Source organism: Pseudonocardia adelaidensis, assembly GCF_039543345.1.
Taxonomy (GTDB): domain Bacteria; phylum Actinomycetota; class Actinomycetes; order Mycobacteriales; family Pseudonocardiaceae; genus Pseudonocardia; species Pseudonocardia adelaidensis.
In genome coordinates this window covers 84728-101042 of the sequence record NZ_BAABJO010000009.1, presented here as the reverse complement: position 1 = coordinate 101042, position 16315 = coordinate 84728, and the positions used below count along the sequence as shown (strand labels likewise).

General features: G+C 74.5%; 17 protein-coding genes. 11 read left to right on the top strand and 6 right to left on the bottom strand.

The window, feature by feature from the left end; translation table 11 throughout:
• Positions 1-92: 92 nt before the first annotated feature.
• Complete coding sequence (locus tag ABEA81_RS14065) at positions 93-1106, top strand: alpha/beta hydrolase (RefSeq protein ID WP_345605674.1); 1014 nt, start codon at positions 93-95, stop codon at positions 1104-1106.
• A gap of 10 nt (positions 1107-1116) precedes the next feature.
• On the opposite strand, the gene ABEA81_RS14060 is transcribed toward ABEA81_RS14065, so the two are convergent.
• Positions 1117-1836, bottom strand: a complete 720-nt coding sequence (locus ABEA81_RS14060; RefSeq protein ID WP_345605473.1) for a dienelactone hydrolase family protein — start codon at positions 1834-1836, stop codon at positions 1117-1119.
• A 119-nt stretch (positions 1837-1955) separates the two neighbouring features.
• On the opposite strand from ABEA81_RS14060, the gene ABEA81_RS14055 reads away from it, so the two are divergent.
• From ABEA81_RS14055 to ABEA81_RS14035, 5 genes are all read left to right on the top strand, one after another.
• Positions 1956-3299, top strand: a complete 1344-nt coding sequence (locus ABEA81_RS14055; RefSeq protein ID WP_345605472.1) for an FAD-binding oxidoreductase — start codon at positions 1956-1958, stop codon at positions 3297-3299.
• 13 nt (positions 3300-3312) lie between these two features.
• Positions 3313-4542 carry a cyclopropane-fatty-acyl-phospholipid synthase family protein gene (locus tag ABEA81_RS14050; protein ID WP_345605471.1) on the top strand — a complete coding sequence of 410 codons (1230 nt, stop codon included), beginning with the start codon at positions 3313-3315 and terminating at the stop codon, positions 4540-4542.
• 77 nt (positions 4543-4619) lie between these two features.
• Complete coding sequence (locus ABEA81_RS14045) at positions 4620-6017, top strand: WS/DGAT/MGAT family O-acyltransferase (RefSeq protein ID WP_345605470.1); 1398 nt, start codon at positions 4620-4622, stop codon at positions 6015-6017.
• Positions 6018-6040: 23 nt separating this feature from the next.
• A complete protein-coding gene (locus tag ABEA81_RS14040; RefSeq protein WP_345605469.1) occupies positions 6041-6700 on the top strand; it encodes a GNAT family N-acetyltransferase in 660 nt (219 codons plus the stop codon).
• Positions 6701-6758: 58 nt separating this feature from the next.
• Entirely contained in the window at positions 6759-7685 is a 927-nt protein-coding gene (locus ABEA81_RS14035) for a GNAT family N-acetyltransferase (RefSeq protein ID WP_345605467.1), read from the top strand.
• A 29-nt stretch (positions 7686-7714) separates the two neighbouring features.
• Here the strand turns inward: ABEA81_RS14035 and ABEA81_RS14030 are convergent, their stop codons facing one another.
• Both ABEA81_RS14030 and ABEA81_RS14025 read right to left on the bottom strand, forming a co-directional pair.
• Entirely contained in the window at positions 7715-8545 is an 831-nt protein-coding gene (locus ABEA81_RS14030) for a fructosamine kinase family protein (RefSeq protein ID WP_425570550.1), read from the bottom strand.
• A complete protein-coding gene (locus tag ABEA81_RS14025) occupies positions 8542-9021 on the bottom strand; it encodes a low molecular weight protein-tyrosine-phosphatase (protein WP_345605465.1) in 480 nt (159 codons plus the stop codon). The genes ABEA81_RS14030 and ABEA81_RS14025 overlap by 4 nt, the downstream gene beginning before the upstream one ends.
• Before the next feature lie 176 nt (positions 9022-9197).
• On the opposite strand from ABEA81_RS14025, the gene cobC reads away from it, so the two are divergent.
• The 5 genes from cobC to ABEA81_RS14000 all read left to right on the top strand — a co-directional run bounded on the left by cobC (position 9198) and on the right by ABEA81_RS14000 (position 13668).
• Complete coding sequence (gene cobC, locus ABEA81_RS14020) at positions 9198-10247, top strand: Rv2231c family pyridoxal phosphate-dependent protein CobC (RefSeq protein ID WP_345605464.1); 1050 nt, start codon at positions 9198-9200, stop codon at positions 10245-10247.
• Positions 10244-11386: a Nif3-like dinuclear metal center hexameric protein gene (locus ABEA81_RS14015; protein ID WP_345605463.1), complete on the top strand. Its 1143-nt coding sequence runs from the start codon at positions 10244-10246 to the stop codon at positions 11384-11386. The genes cobC and ABEA81_RS14015 overlap by 4 nt, the downstream gene beginning before the upstream one ends.
• 439 nt (positions 11387-11825) lie before the next feature.
• Positions 11826-12563, top strand: a complete 738-nt coding sequence (locus ABEA81_RS14010) for a zinc ribbon domain-containing protein (RefSeq protein WP_345605462.1) — start codon at positions 11826-11828, stop codon at positions 12561-12563.
• Positions 12560-12973, top strand: a complete 414-nt coding sequence (locus ABEA81_RS14005) for a reverse transcriptase-like protein (protein WP_345605461.1) — start codon at positions 12560-12562, stop codon at positions 12971-12973. The genes ABEA81_RS14010 and ABEA81_RS14005 overlap by 4 nt, the downstream gene beginning before the upstream one ends.
• 38 nt (positions 12974-13011) lie before the next feature.
• Positions 13012-13668, top strand: a complete 657-nt coding sequence (locus tag ABEA81_RS14000; protein WP_345605460.1) for a histidine phosphatase family protein — start codon at positions 13012-13014, stop codon at positions 13666-13668.
• Here the strand turns inward: ABEA81_RS14000 and ABEA81_RS13995 are convergent.
• The 3 genes from ABEA81_RS13995 to ABEA81_RS13985 form a co-directional block, all read right to left on the bottom strand.
• Positions 13640-14875: an RNA polymerase sigma factor gene (locus ABEA81_RS13995; RefSeq protein ID WP_345605459.1), complete on the bottom strand. Its 1236-nt coding sequence runs from the start codon at positions 14873-14875 to the stop codon at positions 13640-13642. The two genes, ABEA81_RS14000 and ABEA81_RS13995, sit on opposite strands and share 29 nt — an antisense overlap.
• On the bottom strand, positions 14872-15243 hold the full coding sequence (locus ABEA81_RS13990; protein WP_345605458.1) for a YciI family protein: 372 nt from the start codon (positions 15241-15243) through the stop codon (positions 14872-14874). The genes ABEA81_RS13995 and ABEA81_RS13990 overlap by 4 nt, the downstream gene beginning before the upstream one ends.
• Positions 15244-15473: 230 nt before the next feature.
• Complete coding sequence (locus ABEA81_RS13985) at positions 15474-16235, bottom strand: sulfite exporter TauE/SafE family protein (protein ID WP_345605457.1); 762 nt, start codon at positions 16233-16235, stop codon at positions 15474-15476.
• Between the last annotated feature and the right edge of the window lie 80 nt (positions 16236-16315).

Below are 16315 nucleotides of genomic sequence, written 5' to 3'. Positions count from 1 at the left end.
CCGCCGGTAACCGGGGAACGGCCGAGGTGGCGTTCCCCCTCGGTACCGTTTGCCCCGTGGACCTCCCGGCCGCCGCCGTCAACCTCGTCGGCATGGCGTGCGGCGGCGTCGCCGACCTGCGGCGGATGCCGCGGGAGCTGGTGGACGACGGCCCGCGCGGCGCCCTCTACCGGTACCTCCCGGCGCCCGGGGTGGCGCCCGCGGGCGGGGAGCCGGTGCTGCTCGTGCCGCCGCTCGGCGCCCCCGACTTCGCCTACGACCTGCGGCGCGACTGCTCGCTCGTGGAGCACCTGCTGGCCGAGGGCAGGCTCGTCTACCTGATCGACCACGGCCCGAAGTCGTTCGCCGACCGCAGGCTCGGCATGGAGCACTGGGTCGACGACGTCGTGCCCTGGGCGGCGCGGCTCACCGCCGAGGACGCGGGCCCGGACGTCCACCTCGTCGGCTGGTCGCTCGCGGGCATCTTCTGCGCGCTGGCGGTCGCCGCGGGTACGCAGGCGGGCGAACCGCTCCCGGTGCGGACGCTCACGATGATCGGCAGCCCGGTGGACGTGACGGCTGTGCCGTTCGTGGCGCCGCTGCGGCCCCTCGCCGCGGTCACGGGCGGGCGGGGCCTGTCGGCGGTCTACCGGGCGATCGGCAGCTTCCCCGCGCCGGTGGTGAGCGCCGCGTTCCAGCTCGTGGCCGTCGACAAGCTCGTGACCAAGCCCCTCACGGTGCTGTCCCAGCTCGACAACCGCGACGCGCTCGCGCAGATCGAGGCCGTCGAGCACCTCATGCGCAACATGCACGGCTACCCGGGCCGCGTGTTCGGCCAGATCTACCACCTGATGCTGCGCCGCAACGACCTCGCCGACGGTGAGCTCTCCCTCGGCGGCCGCTCGATCCGGCTCGCCGCCGTGCAGGTCCCGGTGCTGGTGGTGGCGGGCCGCGACGACGTGATCGCCCCGCTGCCGGCCGTGCAGAAGGTAGTGGGGCTCCTGACCGGCGCGCCCGAGGTGCGGTTCAGCACCGCGCCCGGCGGGCACCTCGGCGTGCTCACCGGGCGCGGCGCGCGCACCAGCACGTGGACGGCCCTCGACGAGTTCCTGGCCGACCACGGATAGGTCGTGTCGATCAGGCCAGGTGCGCGCGGAGGAACTCCAGCGTGCGGGTCCAGGCGACCTGCGCCTGCTCCGGGTCGTAGGTGCCCAGGTGGTTCTCGTCGTTGAAGAACGCGTGGCCCGCCGGGTAGATGTGGAACTCCGGCCGCACGCCCGACTCGGCTTCGATCCGCGCGGCGAGCGCGCGCACCGCGTCGGGGCCTGCCACCTCGTCCTGCTCGCCGAAGTGCCCGAGCAGCGGGGCGGTGAGGCCGGCGAAGCTCGGGAAGTCCTCCTTGAGCACCCCGTAGAACGGCACCGCGGCGCCGATCTTGTCGCCCTGCTGCGCCGCGAGCACGAGCACGAAGCCGCCGCCCATGCAGAAGCCGACGGCGCCGACCTTTCGCTCGGTGCCCTCCTGCGAGGTGACGGACTCGTGGGCGAGCAGGAAGTCGACGGCGCCCGCGAGGTCGCGGGCGGCCTGCTGGACCGGCAGCTCCTGCATCAGCTCGCCGGCCTCGCCCGCGTCGTGGGTGGTCCTGCCGCCGTACAGGTCGGGCGCCAGCGCGACGAAGCCCTCGGCGGCCAGCCGGTTGGTGACGTCGGCGATGTGGTTCGTCAGGCCCCACCACTCCTGGATGACGACGATGCCCGGGCCGCTGCCGGACGCGGGGACGGCGAGGTACCCGTGCGCCGTGCCACCGTTCGAGGGGAACGTGACGTTCTGGAGCGGGTTGTCGGTCACGGCTGCCATCCCACCACGGTCCGGACGGCCGCGCCGGATCCCCCACACCGGGACGATCCGGACGGTGTGAGGAACGGTGCAGGTCAAAGGTTTGAGTGAGGCGAGGAAAGCGGACTAGCGTCGCGTACATGACCTTGACGCCCAGCCGGCACGACGCAGCGGTGGCCGATCTGGTCGGACGGTACCGGGCATTACCACCGGGCTCGAGGGTGCGCCTGGCGAAGAAGACCTCGAACCTGTTCCGCTTCGGCGATACCGAACCCGTCGGCACCCTGGATGCGTCCGCGCTGGCCGGCGTGATCTCCGTCGACGACGTGGCGCGCACCGCCGACGTGCAGGGCATGACCACCTACGAGGACCTGGTGGAGGCCACCCTGCCGCACCGGCTGATGCCGCTGGTGGTGCCGCAGCTCAAGACGATCACGCTCGGCGGGGCGGTCACCGGGCTGGGCATCGAGTCCACCTCGTTCCGGCACGGGCTGCCGCACGAGTCGGTGCTCGAGATGGACATCCTCACCCCGGAAGGGGAGATCGTCACGGCCACGCCGGACGGTGAGCACGCGGACCTCTTCGCCGGCTTCCCCAACTCCTACGGCACCCTCGGCTACGCCGTCCGGCTGAAGATCGAGCTGCAGCGCGTGTCGCCGTACGTCCGGCTCGAGCACCGGCGGGTGGCCACGGCCGACCTCGCCGCCACGATCACCGAGGTGTGCGGGCCGGACGGACCTGACTTCGTCGACGGCACGGTCTTCGAGCCGGGAGAGCAGTACCTCACGCTCGGCACGTTCAGCGAGGACCCCGGCCCGGGGGTGAGCGACTACACCGGCCAGCAGGTGTTCTACCGCTCGGTCCGCGAACGCAGGTCCGACGTGCTCACCGTGCACGACTACATCTGGCGCTGGGACACCGACTGGTTCTGGTGCTCACGGGCGCTCGGCGTGCAGCACCCCGTGGTGCGCAGGTTCTGGCCGCGCCGCTACCGCCGCTCCGACGTCTACCGCCGCATCGTCGCGCTCGACCGGCGCTACGGCATTTCGCGGCTCGCCCATCGCCTCACCGGCACCCCGCAGGAGGAGCCGGTGATCCAGGACGTCGAGATCCCGGTCGCCCGGCTCGCCGAGTTCCTCGACGCGTTCCACCGCGACATCGGCATCCGGCCGGTGTGGCTGTGCCCGCTGCGGCTGCGCGGCGAGCGGACCTGGCCGCTGTACCCCATGCAGCCCGGCGAGCTGTACGTCAACGTGGGTTTCTGGTCGAGCGTTCCCGAGGTACCCGGGAGACCGGACGCGCACAACCGCCGGATCGAGGAGCTCGTCGCCGACCTCGGCGGCCACAAGTCGCTGTATTCCACAGTGCACTACGACGAAGGTGAGTTCTGGAAGCACTACAACGGGCCCGCCTACCGCGCGCTGAAGGAGCGTTACGACCCGCACGGCCGGCAGCCCGATCTGTACTCCAAGGTCACCAGGTGAAAAGGGGGCTGTCATGCAGGTAGCGGAGCTCATCTCGGAGGTCCTCGGCCAGGACGTGCCGATCCGGGTGGTGGCCTACGACGGCAGCAAGGCCGGGCCGGACAGTTCCGAGGTCGCGCTGAAGGTCCTCACGCCTCGCGCGCTCGCGCGGCTCGCCACGGCGCCCGGCACGCTGGGGCTCGCGCGGGCGTACGTCACCGGCGAGCTCGAGGTCGACGGCGACGTCTACGACGTGCTCAACGCCATGGCCGACCTCACGCTGCACGACCTCACGCGCAAGGAGCAGCTGCACCTCGCGCGCAAGCTGTTCCCGGTGTGGCTGCGCCACCGCCAGTCCCCGCCCGAGTTCGAGTACCGCCCGCCGGGCCGGCTGCACTCGAAGGCGCGGGACAGCAAGGCGATCTCGCACCACTACGACGTCTCCAACCGGTTCTACGAGTGGGTCCTGGGTCCCTCGATGGCCTACACCTGCGCGGTCTTCCCCACCAAGGACGCCACGCTCGAGGAGGCGCAGGCCGCCAAGCACGAGCTCGTGGCGCAGAAGCTGGGCCTGAAGCCGGGCATGCGGCTGCTCGACGTCGGCTGCGGCTGGGGCGGCATGGTCATGCACGCGGCCGCCGAGCACGGCGTCAAGGCGCTGGGCGTCACGCTCTCGCGCAACCAGGCGGAGTGGGCGCAGGCCGAGATCGAGCGCCGGGGTCTCTCGGACCTCGCCGAGGTGCGCCACCTCGACTACCGCGACGCGCCCGAGGCGGAGTTCGACGCGATCAGCTCCATCGGGCTGACCGAGCACATCGGCAAGGCCAACCTGCCGAGCTACTTCACCTCGCTCTACGAGCGCCTCAAGCCCGGCGGACGGCTGCTCAACCACTGCATCACCCAGCCGCGCACCCCGCTGACCCGCAGGCTCGACCCGTTCATCGCGCGCTACGTGTTCCCGGACGGGCAGCTGGAGCCGGTCGGGCACCTGATCTCCGTCATGAACGACAGCGGGTTCGAGGTGCGGCACGAGGAGAACCTGCGCGAGCACTACGCGCTCACCCTCACCGGCTGGTGCAACAACCTGGAGGAGCACTGGGAGGAGGCCGTCGCCGAGGTCGGGCTCGGCAGGGCGCGGGTGTGGCGGCTCTACATGGCGGCCAGCCGGCTCGGGTTCGAGCGCGACAACATCCAGCTGCACCAGGTGCTCGGGGTGAAGCTCCTCGAGCGCGGAAGGTCCGGGTTCCCCCTTCGCGGTTGGTAGCCGCTCCATCGCTGAGCGGGTACAAGTGCTCCAGCGCGCGTAACCACGGGCGGCCGGCGACACGGAAGAATGGCGGCGTGGTCGACCGCCTCTCGCCGCTCGACGCGTCGTTCCTGTTCGCCGAGCACCGGACGGCCGCGATGCACGTGGGCGCCGTCATGACGTTCGCGCCGCCTCAGGACGGCCCGTTCGACCCGGACGCCTTCACCGAGCTCATCGGGCGCAGGCTCGCGCTCGTGCCGCGGTACCGGCAGAAGGTGCGCGAGGTGCCGGGCGGGCTGGGGCTCCCGGTGTGGGTGGACGATCCGGAGTTCGACCTGGCGTTCCACGTCCGCCGCTCGGCGCTGCCCGCGCCCGGCACGGAGGAGGAGCTGCTCGACCTCGTCGGGCGGCTCCTCGCCCGGCAGCTGGACCGGTCGCGGCCGCTGTGGGAGGTCTACCTGGTCGAGGGCCTCGCCGACGGCCGGTTCGCCGTGGTCACCAAGACCCACCACGCCATGGTCGACGGGCTCGCGTCGATGGACATCGGGGCGGTGCTGCTCGACCTCACCCCGGAGCCGCGGGAGACCCCGGACGACGACTGGGAGCCCGCGCCCGAGCCGTCCGGGCTCGAGCTCGCCGCGGCCGCGGCCGCGCGCGCGTTGCGCCGTCCCCGGGACGTCCTCGACGTCGCCGGGCGCGCCCTCGGCGACGTCCGCGAGGCCGCGTCCATGGTCGGCAAGACCGTGGAGGGCGTGCTCGCCGCGGGCCGCAGCGCCGCCACCGTCCGGCCGGTGCAGGCGCTCAACGCGGCCACCGGCCAGCAGCGCCGATACGGCATGTGCCGCACCTCGCTCGCCGAGCACCGGGCGGTCCGCAAGGCGCACGGCGGCACCGTCAACGACGTCGTGCTCGCCGTGGTCACGGGTGCCCTGCGCCGCTGGCTGATCAGCCGCGGTGAGCCGCTCACCGCCGACACCGCCGTCCGCGCGATGGTGCCGGTCAGCGTGCGCGCCCGGGCCCGTGGCGGCGGCGCCCCGGCCGGCAACAGCATCTCCGCCTACCTCGTGGACCTGCCCGTCACCGAGGACGACCCGCTCGTGCGGCACGGGGTGCTGCGCGATGCGATGGAGGTGCACAAGCGCAGCGGTCAGGCGGTGGGCGCCGCCACCCTGATGCGGCTGGTGGGGCTCGCGCCGCCGATCGTGCACAGCCTCGGCGCGCGGTTGGCCAGCCAGTACTCGAGCAACTTCTACAACGTGCTCGTCACCAACGTGCCCGGCCCGCCCCGCCCGCTGTACGCGATGGGCGCCCGGATGCTCGACATGTACCCGGTGGTGCCGCTCGGTGGCGGCCAGGCCGTCGCCATCGGCATCACGTCCTACACCGACGGCGTCCACTACGGTTTCACCGCCGACCGCGACGCACTCCCCGACGTCGACGTCCTCGCCGGGTTCGTCACCGACTCGCTGGCCGAGCTCGTCTCCTCCTCCTGATGTCACATGGTCTACTGCCGGTTGTGAGCGAGGACCGGCTGGCCGCCCACCTGCGCACCTGGCTGGGTCGCTGGCCGGGCACGGGGGCCGGGCTCACGGTCGTCGGCTCGCCCGCCCGCGACGAGCCGGGGTGGGACGGCGGGTTGCACCGGGTCATCGGGGTCGCGACGCCGGGACGCGGGGTGCTCTCGGTGCCACCGGCGGTCGTGACCACCGTGCGGGCATGGCTCGACGCAGGTGGCTCTCCCGCGCGGATCCCGGAGGTCGCAGGCCTGTCGGGTGACTGGTTCGACGGGGTGTTCCGCTGGACGGAGCGGCCCGCGCCGCTGCCCGACGCGGGGGAGTGGGTCGTGGCAGGCCACGCGTCCGTGCCGCCGTGGCTGCGCCGGTTCGGAGGGGAGGTACTGGTGGCCGTCGACCGCGGCACCGGGGAGCATCTCGCGGGCGTCGGGATCAAGGAGCACGACGCCCACGGCCGCGAGCTCGCCGTCGTGACCGTCGAGGCGGCGCGCGGGCGTGGCCTGGCCCGCCGCCTCGTGGCGCAGGCGGCCCGCCGCGTGCTCGACGAGGGCGGGGTGCCCACCTACGTGCACGCCCGGGGCAACACGGCGTCCGCGCGCGTCGCGGCCGCAGCGGGTTTCCCCGACCGCGGCTGGTCCTTCCTCGCCGTCGACCCCCGATAGTGGCGATCTGGAGTAACCCCGACGTCCGTTCAGCGGAGTGACACGGCATCCTGCGCGTGTGGAAATCGAGGTTCGGCCGCTCGAGGCGGCCGACGTGGACATGGCGGACGACGTCTTCCGCGACGCCTTCTCCACCGTCCTCGGTGCGGGCGTGCACCGGGACACCGAGCTCCTGCGCACCCGGTTCCGGGCACGGCACAGCACGGTGCTCGCGGCGTTCGTGGACGGCGCGGTGGCCGGGTCGACGGTCGTCACGCGATGGGGCAGCGTCGGCTACTTCGGTCCGCTCTCGGTGACCCCGAAACTGTGGGGCCAGGGGATCGGCACCCGGCTCGTCGCCGCCGCCGTCGACGTCCTCGACGGGTGGGGCGCCGGCCACCAGGGGCTCTTCACGTTCGCCCAGAGCCCGCAACACCACGGCTTCTACCAGCGGTTCGGGTTCTGGCCGCGGTTCCTCACGGCGATCATGTCGCGCCCCCTGACCGGCTCCGAGCCCGAGCTCGGCTGGCGCCTGTCCGCCGTGGCGCCCGCCGACCGGCCCGTGCTCATGGCCGGCTGCGCCGCCGTCACCGAGGCGATCCACCCCGGGCTGGACGTGCGTGGCGAGATCGCGGCCGTGCTCGACCAGGGCCTCGGTGACGTCGTCCTGATCGGCGAGCCGGACGCGCCGCGCGGCTTCGCCGTGTGCCACGCGGGGGCCGGCACCGAGGCCGGGAGCGGGGTGGCCTACGTCAAGTTCGCCGCCGTGCGGCCGGGCCCGGGCGCGGCGCAGGCCTTCGAGTCCCTGGTGGCGGCCTGCCAGGGGTTCGCCGTCGACGCGGGCGCGGTGCGGCTCACGCTCGGCGTGAACACCGCCCGGCACGAGGCATACCGGCAGCTGCTCGCGGCGGGTTTCCGCACCGACAGCCCCGGCGTGACCATGCACCGGCCCAACGAGCCCGGCTACGACCGCGAGGACGTCCGGCTGCTGGACGACTGGCGCTAGTGTCCCCCGGCGGGGGGCACTAGCCCCGATCAGCCGGCTCGCAGTGCTGCTCGGGCGGCGGAGGCGGCCTGCGCCGCGTAGCCGCCGCCGAACAGCACCACGTGCACGAGGAGCGGGAAGAGCTGGTGCAGCGGCACGCGATCGCGCCACCCGGCGGCGAGCGGCGCGGCCTCGTCGTAGGCGGCGAGCACGGTCGGCAGGTGCGGGCAGCCGAACAGGGCGAGCATCGCGAGGTCGGTCTCCCGGTGCCCGCCGTGCGCGGCCGGGTCGATGAGCACGGCCCCGTCCGGCGACCACAGCACGTTCCCCGACCACAGGTCGCCGTGCAGCCGGGCGGGCGGCTCCGCGGGCCCGGCGAGATCGGGCAACCGGTCGGCCACCGCCTCGATCTCCCGCGCCGCCCCGCCCGTCAGGGTGCCGGCGTCGCAGGCGGTGCGCAGGTAGGGCAGCACGCGGTCGGCGGCGTACCACTCCGGCCAGCTCGGGGCCGGCGCGTTGCGCATCGGCGCGGCGCCGATCCGGGCGTCGCCGGGGCCGCCCGGCGGCGGGGCACCGAACGCGGCCGCGCCGGCGGCATGGGTGCCGGCCAGCGCGCGCCCCAGCTCCTCGGCCGCCCGGGCGCTCGGTGCGCCGCCCGCGACGAGCTCGGTGACCAGCCGGCCACCCTCCACCTCGAGCACGGCGGGTACGGCCGCCGCGCCCGCCGCGGCGAGCCAGCGCAACCCGGCCGCCTCGGCCGCGACGGCCTGCGGGTCGCCGTCCTTGACGACGACGGTCCGCCCGTCGGCGAGCCCGACCCGGGCGGCCCCACCCCCGAGCGGCACGCGGTCGAGCACCGCGACCCCGAGGACCGTCGTCACCTGTTCTCGCGCACCCACTCGATCATCCCCGGCATCGCCGCCTTGATCATCTCCAACACGTCGGTGAAGCCGTCGTCGCCGCCGTAGTACGGGTCGGGCACCTCGGCGCCGGGCGGCGCGTCCGGGTCGAACGAGCGCAGCAGCCGCACCCGGTCCGGCTCGGGCACGAGCGACCGCAGCGCGCGCTCGTGCGAGCGGTCGAGCGCCACGACCAGGTCCGCGTCGAGCTGCTCCGCGTCCACCTGCCGCGCCACGTGCTCCACCTCGTAGCCGCCGGCGAGCAGCACGGCCGCCGCCCGCTCGTCCGCGGGGGACCCGACGTGCCAGTCCCCGGTGCCCGCGCTCGACACCCGCACGGAGTCGGCCAGGCCCGCCTGCTCCAGCTCGTGGACGAACACCTTCTCCGCGATCGGCGACCGGCAGATGTTGCCGGTGCAGACGAAGACGACGGAGAGGCGGTGGCGCGGATCGGTCACCACCGCAGTCTCTCTCAACTCGAGCGGTCACTCGCCGTCGCGGGTCACGGGGAGCTCCCGGCTCGCTCGCACACCAACGTCGGTGCTGGCACATGAACTGCAGTTGGTGTGTGGGCGCCAGGGTTGGTGTGTGAGTGCCCGGGGTTGGTGCGGAGCCGCCGCCGTAGGCTTCCGCCATGGATCTTGCGTCCTTGCGGCATCACGGGGACGTCGATGCCGGGCCCGGGTTGCTGGACTTCGCCGTGAACGTCCAGGGGAGCGCGCCGCCGCCGTGGTTGCGGGATCGGCTCGTCGTGGCCCTGGACGGGATCGGCCGCTACCCGGCCGCCGCGCACGACCAGCAGGCGCGGGAGGCCGTGGCGGCCAGGCACGGGCGCCGCCCGGACGAGGTTCTCGTGCTCGCGGGGAGTGCGGAGGGGTTCGCGCTGCTCCCGGCGCTGCGGCCGCGGCTGGCCGCCGTCGTGCACCCGGGTTTCACGGAGCCGGAGGCCGCGCTGCGGGCCGCCGGGGTCGAGGTCGTCCACGTGCTCACCGACGAGGCCGACGGCCACGCGTTGCACCCGGAGGCCGTGCCGGCCGAGGCCGACCTCGTGGTGATCGGCAACCCGACCAACCCCACCGGCGTGCTGCACCGGGCAGCGGACGTCCGCGCGCTCGCCGCGCCGGGCCGCGTGCTGCTCGTCGACGAGGCGTTCGCCGACGCCGTGCCCGGTGAGGCCGAGAGCCTCGCCGGTGCGGCCGACGTGCCGGGCCTCCTGGTCTTCCGCAGCCTCACCAAGACCTGGGCGCTCGCCGGCCTGCGGGCGGGCTACGCGCTGGGCGAGCCGGAGCTGCTCGCCCGGCTGGCCGCACCGCGGCCGCCGTGGCCGGTCTCGACGCTCGCGCTCGAAGCCGTGATCGGGTGCTCGGCACCGTCGGCGGTGGAGGAGGCCCAGCGGGCGGCGGAGCGCCTCGTCACGGCGCGGGCCGAGCAGGCGGAGCGGCTGGCGGCCGTCCCGGGCGTCACCGTGCTGCCCGGCACCGCCCCGTACCTCCTGCTCCGCCTGCCGGACGGCCGGGGCGACCGGGTGCGGGCCGCGCTGCGTGCGGCCGGCATCGCGGTGCGCCGCGGCGACACCTTCCCCGGCCTCGGCCCCGATCACATCCGGGTGGCCGTGCGCCCCGCGAGCCAAGTCTCGCGGCTGGTGACGGCGCTTTCCGAGGCGCTCGAGGAGGTGGCGGCGTGACGGCGGCGGTCGGCGACGTCATCGCCGCGCTGGAGGCCGCCTACCCGCCCGCGCTCGCCGCCGACTGGGACGCCGTCGGGCTGGTCTGCGGCGACCCGGCGGAGGAGGTGTCCTCCGTGCTGGTGGCGGTGGACCCGGTGCCGGAGACCGTCGACGAGGCGATCGGGCGCCACCAGCTGCTCGTCACCCACCACCCGCTGCTGCTGCGGGGCGTGCACGGCGTCGGGGCCGACACGCCCAAGGGCGCCCTGCTGCACCGGCTCATCCGCGGCGGCACCGCGCTCTTCACCGCGCACACGAACGCCGACGCGGCCGACCCCGGCGTGTCCGATGCGCTCGCCGCCGCGATCGGGCTGGACGTCAGCGGCCCGCTGGTCGGCGAGCCGGCCGAGCCGCTCGACAAGATCGTCACGTTCATCCCGACCGGCCCGGTGATCACCGCGGTGCACGAGGCGATGTCGGCGGCGGGCGCGGGCCGGATCGGCGACTACAGCCACTGCTCGTTCGCCACCGCCGGTACCGGCCAGTTCAAGCCTCTGGAGGGCGCGCACCCGACGATCGGTGCGGTCGGGAAGCTCGAGCGGGTCGCCGAGACCAAGCTGGAGATGGTCCTGCCCCGTGGGCGGCGGGAGGCCGTCGTCGCGGCGCTGCGGGCCACGCACCCGTACGAGGAGCCCGCGTTCGACGTGTTCGAGCTCGCCGAGCTGGCCTCGTCGCGCGGGCTGGGCCGGATCGGCTCGCTGCCGGCGCCCGAACCGCTCTCGGCGTTCACGGCGCGGGTACGCGCGGCGCTCCCCGAGACGGCGTGGGGTGTGCGTGCGGCCGGTGACCCGGACCGGCCGATCCGGTCGGTCGCGGTCTGCGGCGGGGCGGGTGACTCCGCGCTGGGGGCGGCCACCGCGGCGGGCGTCGACGCCTACGTCACCGCGGACCTGCGCCACCACCCCGCATCGGAGCACCTGCTCGCCGGAACGGTCGGCCGCACGACGCCCGCGCTGGTGGACGTGGCGCACTGGGCGTCGGAGTGGCCGTGGTGCGCTCAGGCGGCGGACGTCGTGCACGCGGCGCTGGGTGATCGCGTCGAGGTCACCGTGTCCACCGGCCGCACCGACCCGTGGAGCATCGGCGCCGCAGGCTGAGGCGCCCCCGTTGTACGGACGGCACGCCGGTACGCACCTATCGGACGAATGCGCCGCTCGTACAGCGGGGGCCTGCCGGAGCGCGTCGGGACGGGCTCGGCGATAGCCGCGGTACGAGGCGCAGGCTCGGTACGAGCGGTCCATCGGTACGCACCTGTGCGACGTACGTGCCGTTCGTCCAGGAGGAGGGGGTGGTGGTCACAGTCGCGTCCCGAGGTCAAGGCGCAGGCGGCCGCGGGCACCTACCGGGTGCACGTGGTCGTCGCCGACCGCTGCGGCCCGTCCCTCGGCCCGGGCAACGATGCGCTGCGCGACCGCAGGCCGAGCCTCTACACCGAGCCGGCCGCCCCAGGGAACTCGGGAACCCGGACGCCTGCCGGTGCGGGCGCGGCGCGGGGCGGTAGCGTCGGGGTCCGCATTCGCCCGGAAGGACCGCCTCGTGAAAGCCGACCCCGCCGTCCAGCGCCGGCTGCTCGACCTGGCCGAGGTCGACGCCGAGCTGTCGCGGCTCGCGCACCGCCGCCGCACCCTGCCCGAGCACGCCGAGCTCACCGCCGCGGAGGCCGCGGTGCGGGAGGCCAAGGACAAGCTGGTGGAGGTCGAGACCGCCGCGGGCGACCTCGACCGCGACATCCGCCGCCTCGAACGCGACGTGGACGGGGTGCGCTCCCGCACGGAGCGCGACAACCAGCTCCTCGCCGGGGCCGGGATCGGCGCGAAGCAGGCCACGGAGCTGCAGCACGAGCTGGAGACCCTCGCCCGCCGGCAGGCAGTGCTCGAGGACGAACAGCTCGAGATCATGGAGCAGCGGGAGGCGGTCGGCACGGACGTCGACCACTCCCGGGAGGTGCTGGCCGCTGCCGAGCGGGAGCTCACCGCCGTCACGGAGCGGCGCGACAGCGCCCTCGTCGACATCGACACCTCCGAGGCCGGCAGGCGCCGGGCCCGGGAAGAGGTCCTCGCCACGCTGACCGCCGACGTGCTCGCCGTCTACGAGCGCCGCCGCGAGCAGCGCGGCGTGGGGGCGGCGGCGCTCGTGAGCCGGCGCTGCCAGGCGTGCCGGCTGGAGCTGGACCGCACCGCGATCTCCGAGCTGAAGGCCGCGCCCGCCGACGAGCTGGTGTACTGCGAGGAGTGCGGCGTGATCCTGGTGCGCACCGAAGGCTCGGGCCTGTGAGGGTGATCGTCGAGGCCGACGGCGGCTCGCGCGGCAACCCGGGCCCCGCCGGTTACGGCGCGGTCGTGCTGGACCCCGACACCGACCAGGTGCTCGTCGAGCGCGCCGAGGGCCTCGGCGTCACCACGAACAACGTGGCCGAGTACCAGGGCCTGCTCGCCGGCCTGCGCGCCGCCATCGAGCTCGGCGCCACCGACGTCCACGTGCGGATGGACTCGAAGCTGGTGGTCGAGCAGATGTGCGGGCGCTGGAAGGTCAAGCACCCCGCCATGCAGTCGCTCGCCCGGGAGGCGGGGCTGCTCGTCCGGGAGATCGGCTCGGTGCGGTTCGAGTGGGTCCCGCGGCTGCGCAACTCCCGCGCCGACGCGCTCGCCAACGAGGCGATGGACGCCCAGGCCGCGGCCCAGTGAGGGCGGCCCAGTGAGAGCGGCCCAGTGAGAGCGGCGCGGTGAGCCCGTCCGGATCGGCGTCCTGGACCGGGCAGACCGGCACGCCGACGCGGTTGCTGTTGCTGCGGCACGGGCAGACCGAGCTCTCGGTGCAGCGGCGCTACTCCGGGCACGGCGACCCCGAGCTGACCCCGCTCGGCCACGCGCAGGCCGCCGGCGCGGCCGCCCGGCTGGCGCGCGTCCCGGACCTCGCCGCCGTGCTCACGTCACCGCTGCGGCGGGCCCGCCAGACGGCGGAGGCGGTGGCCGCCGCGACCGGCGCCCCGCTGGTCGTCCGCCCGCGGCTGATCGAGACCGACTTCGGCAAGTGGGAGGGCCTCACGTTCCCCGAGGCCCGCGCCCGGGACCCGCAGCTGCACGCCGAGTGGCTCGGCTCCGAGGAGGTCGCGCCGCCGGGCGGGGAGAGCTTCGCGGCGGTGGGCAGGCGGGTGGCCGCCGAGCTCGCCGACGTCCTGCCCGAGTACCCGGGTGCGACGGTCGTGCTGGTCACGCACGTGACGCCGATCAAGATGCTGCTGCGCGACGCGCTGCAGGGCGGCCCCGGCGTGCTGTACCGGCTGCACCTGGACCTGGCCTCGCTGTCGATCGTCGACTTCTACCCGGACGGTGGCGCGAGCGTGCGGTTGGTCAACGACACGAGCCACCACCCCGGTTGAGCCGTGCGGCCTGCGCCTCGAGGTAGCGCTGCTCCGGTGCGCTGAGCGTGCCGCGCGCGGCCTGCCGGAACTCCACGGCCGCGGCGTCGCGGTCGCCCGCGGCCTCCAGCAGGTGGGCGCGCACGGCGTGCAGCCGGTGGTGCCCGGCCAGCACCGGGTCGGCGGCCGCGGCGGTGAGCTGCTCGAGTGCGGCCCGCGGGCCGTGCACCTCGGAGACGGCGACGATCCGGTTGAGCGTCACCATCGGCCCGGGGGCGAGGACCTGCAAGTGGTTGTAGAGGGCGAGGATCTGCGGCCAGTCGGTGTCCTCGGCCCGCGCCGCCTCGTCGTGCACCGCGGCGATGGCGGCCTGCAGCTGGTAGGGCCCGATCGGCGCGGTGGCGAGGGCATCGCTGATCAGCGCGGTGCCCTCCGCGATCGCGCCCGTGTCCCACGCTCCCCGGTCCTGCTCGGCCAGTGGCACGAGGCCGCCGTCCGGTGCGGTGCGCGCGGCGCGGCGCGCGTCGGTGAGCAGCATCAGGGCGAGCAGCCCCGCGACCTCGCCGTGCGCGGGCAGCAGGGCGCGCAGCTGGCGCGTGAGCCGGATCGCCTCCGCGGTGAGCTCGACGCGCCCCAGCTCGCTGCCGGAGCTGGCGGTGTAGCCCTCGTTGAAGATCAGGTAGAGGACGTGCAGCACCGCGGCGATCCGCTCGGGTTGCTCGGCGGGCGGCGGCATCCGGAACTCCGCGCCCGCGGCCTTGATCCGCCCCTTCGCCCGGCTGATCCGCTGCGCGACCGTCGCCTCCGGCACCAGGAACGCGCGGGCGATCTCCGCCGTGGTGAGCCCGCCGACGGCCCGCAGCGTGAGCGCCACCTGCGACGGCGGGGTGAGCGCGGGATGGCAGCACAGCAGCAGGAGGGTGAGCGAGTCGTCGACGGCGGGCGCCGGGTCGGACGGGGGCGGCGTCAGCGCGAGGAGGCTCTCCTCCCGGCGAAGCCGGGCCGAGTCCGCACGCCACATCTCGATGCGCCGCCGGGACGCGGTGGTGATCAGCCAGCCCTTGGGGTTGTCCGGCAGCCCGTCGCGGGGCCACTGCACGGCGGCGGCGAGCAGTGCCTCCTGCACGGCGTCCTCGCAGGCGTCGAACCCGCCGTGGCGCCGGACGACGGCGACGAGCACCTGCGGGGCCAGCTCCCGCACGAGCCGCCCGACGTCCGTTGGCGTCACCACTCGGCGAGGTCCAGGCTCCGCGCAGGCCGCACCTCCACGAGGCCCAGCGCCGCCTCCGGGACCTTCGCCGCGATCTCGATCGCTCGCTCCTCGCTCGCGACGTCGAGCAGGTAGAACCCGGCCAGGTGCTCCTTCGCCTCAGCGAACGGGCCGTCCGTCGTGAGCGTCCGGCCTTCGTCGACCCGAACCCGCTTCGCGGTGGAGTGGTCGGCGAGTGCCTGGGAGACGACGAGCTCGCCGGATGCCTCCAGCTCGTCGTCGAAGCGCGCGTAGTGGGCGAGACCCGCGCCGCGCTCGGTTTCGGAGAACTGCTGCCAGAGCTTCCGCGACTCGGCATTGCTGTAGATCAGGATCACGTACTTCACGGCGGTGGTGCCTCCTCGGCGGCAGCGATGATCGTGCGCAGCGATGATCGTGCCCAGCGATGATCGTGCGCAGCGTCTCCCGCATACCGCGGTGCGGCTCGGAGCGGCCGTCCTTCCGACCGGACGAGGTGCCGATGATGAACCACCCGATCCGGCTGTCACGGTCGAGGGTCTGCACATCGGCTCCTTCCGCTGCGGGAGGAGGAGCGTCGCGCCCGGCCCGCGGCGCGTCAACCGTTCACGAGCAGGTAGATCCCGACCGCCACGCCGAGCAGCACCACCGCGACGCGCAGCACGGTCTCCGGCGAGCGGCGGGCGACGCGCGCGCCGAAGTACCCACCGACCAGCGTGGCGGGGGCGAGCACCGCGACCGCGAGCCAGTGCACCGGGGCCCCGACCGCGAAATAGACGACGGTCACCGTGGCCACCACCAGCGACAGCAACCCCTTCACGGCGTTGAGCCGCACGAGGGAGTCGCGCGCGAACAGCGAGAGCGTCGTGATGAGGATGACGCCGAGTGCCCCGCCGAAGTAGCCGCCGTACACCGCGGCGAGGAAGACGCTGGGCAGCAGGGTGGCGAGCCGGTCCGGCGCGCCGGGCGTGGGTGCGGTCCAGCGCCGGAGCAGCGGCTGGAGGGCGAACACCGCGCTCGCCAGCAACACGAGCGCCGGCACGACCGCGTCGAACACGGCGCTGGGCAGCACCAGCAGGAGCGCACAGCCGAGGGCCGCGCCGAGGACCGACACCGCCGACGTCAGCAGGACCCGCCGGCCCTGGCCGCGCAGATCGTGGCGGACACCCGCGACGATGCCGACGTAGCCGGGCCACTGGGCGACCGAGTTGGTGACGTTGGCCGCCAGCGGCGGCAGGCCCACCGCGAGCAGGGACGGGAACACCAGCAGGGAGCCCCCGCCGGCAGCGGCGTTCACCGCGCCGGACACCAGGCCCGCGACGAGGAGAAACGCCAGCGTGCCCGGCGACGCATCGATCACGGGACAACGTTAGTTGCGCCGTGTCGCCGATCCGGCGATGCGCGGTCCGCGTCACGCGTGGTGCACACGACACCCCCGAA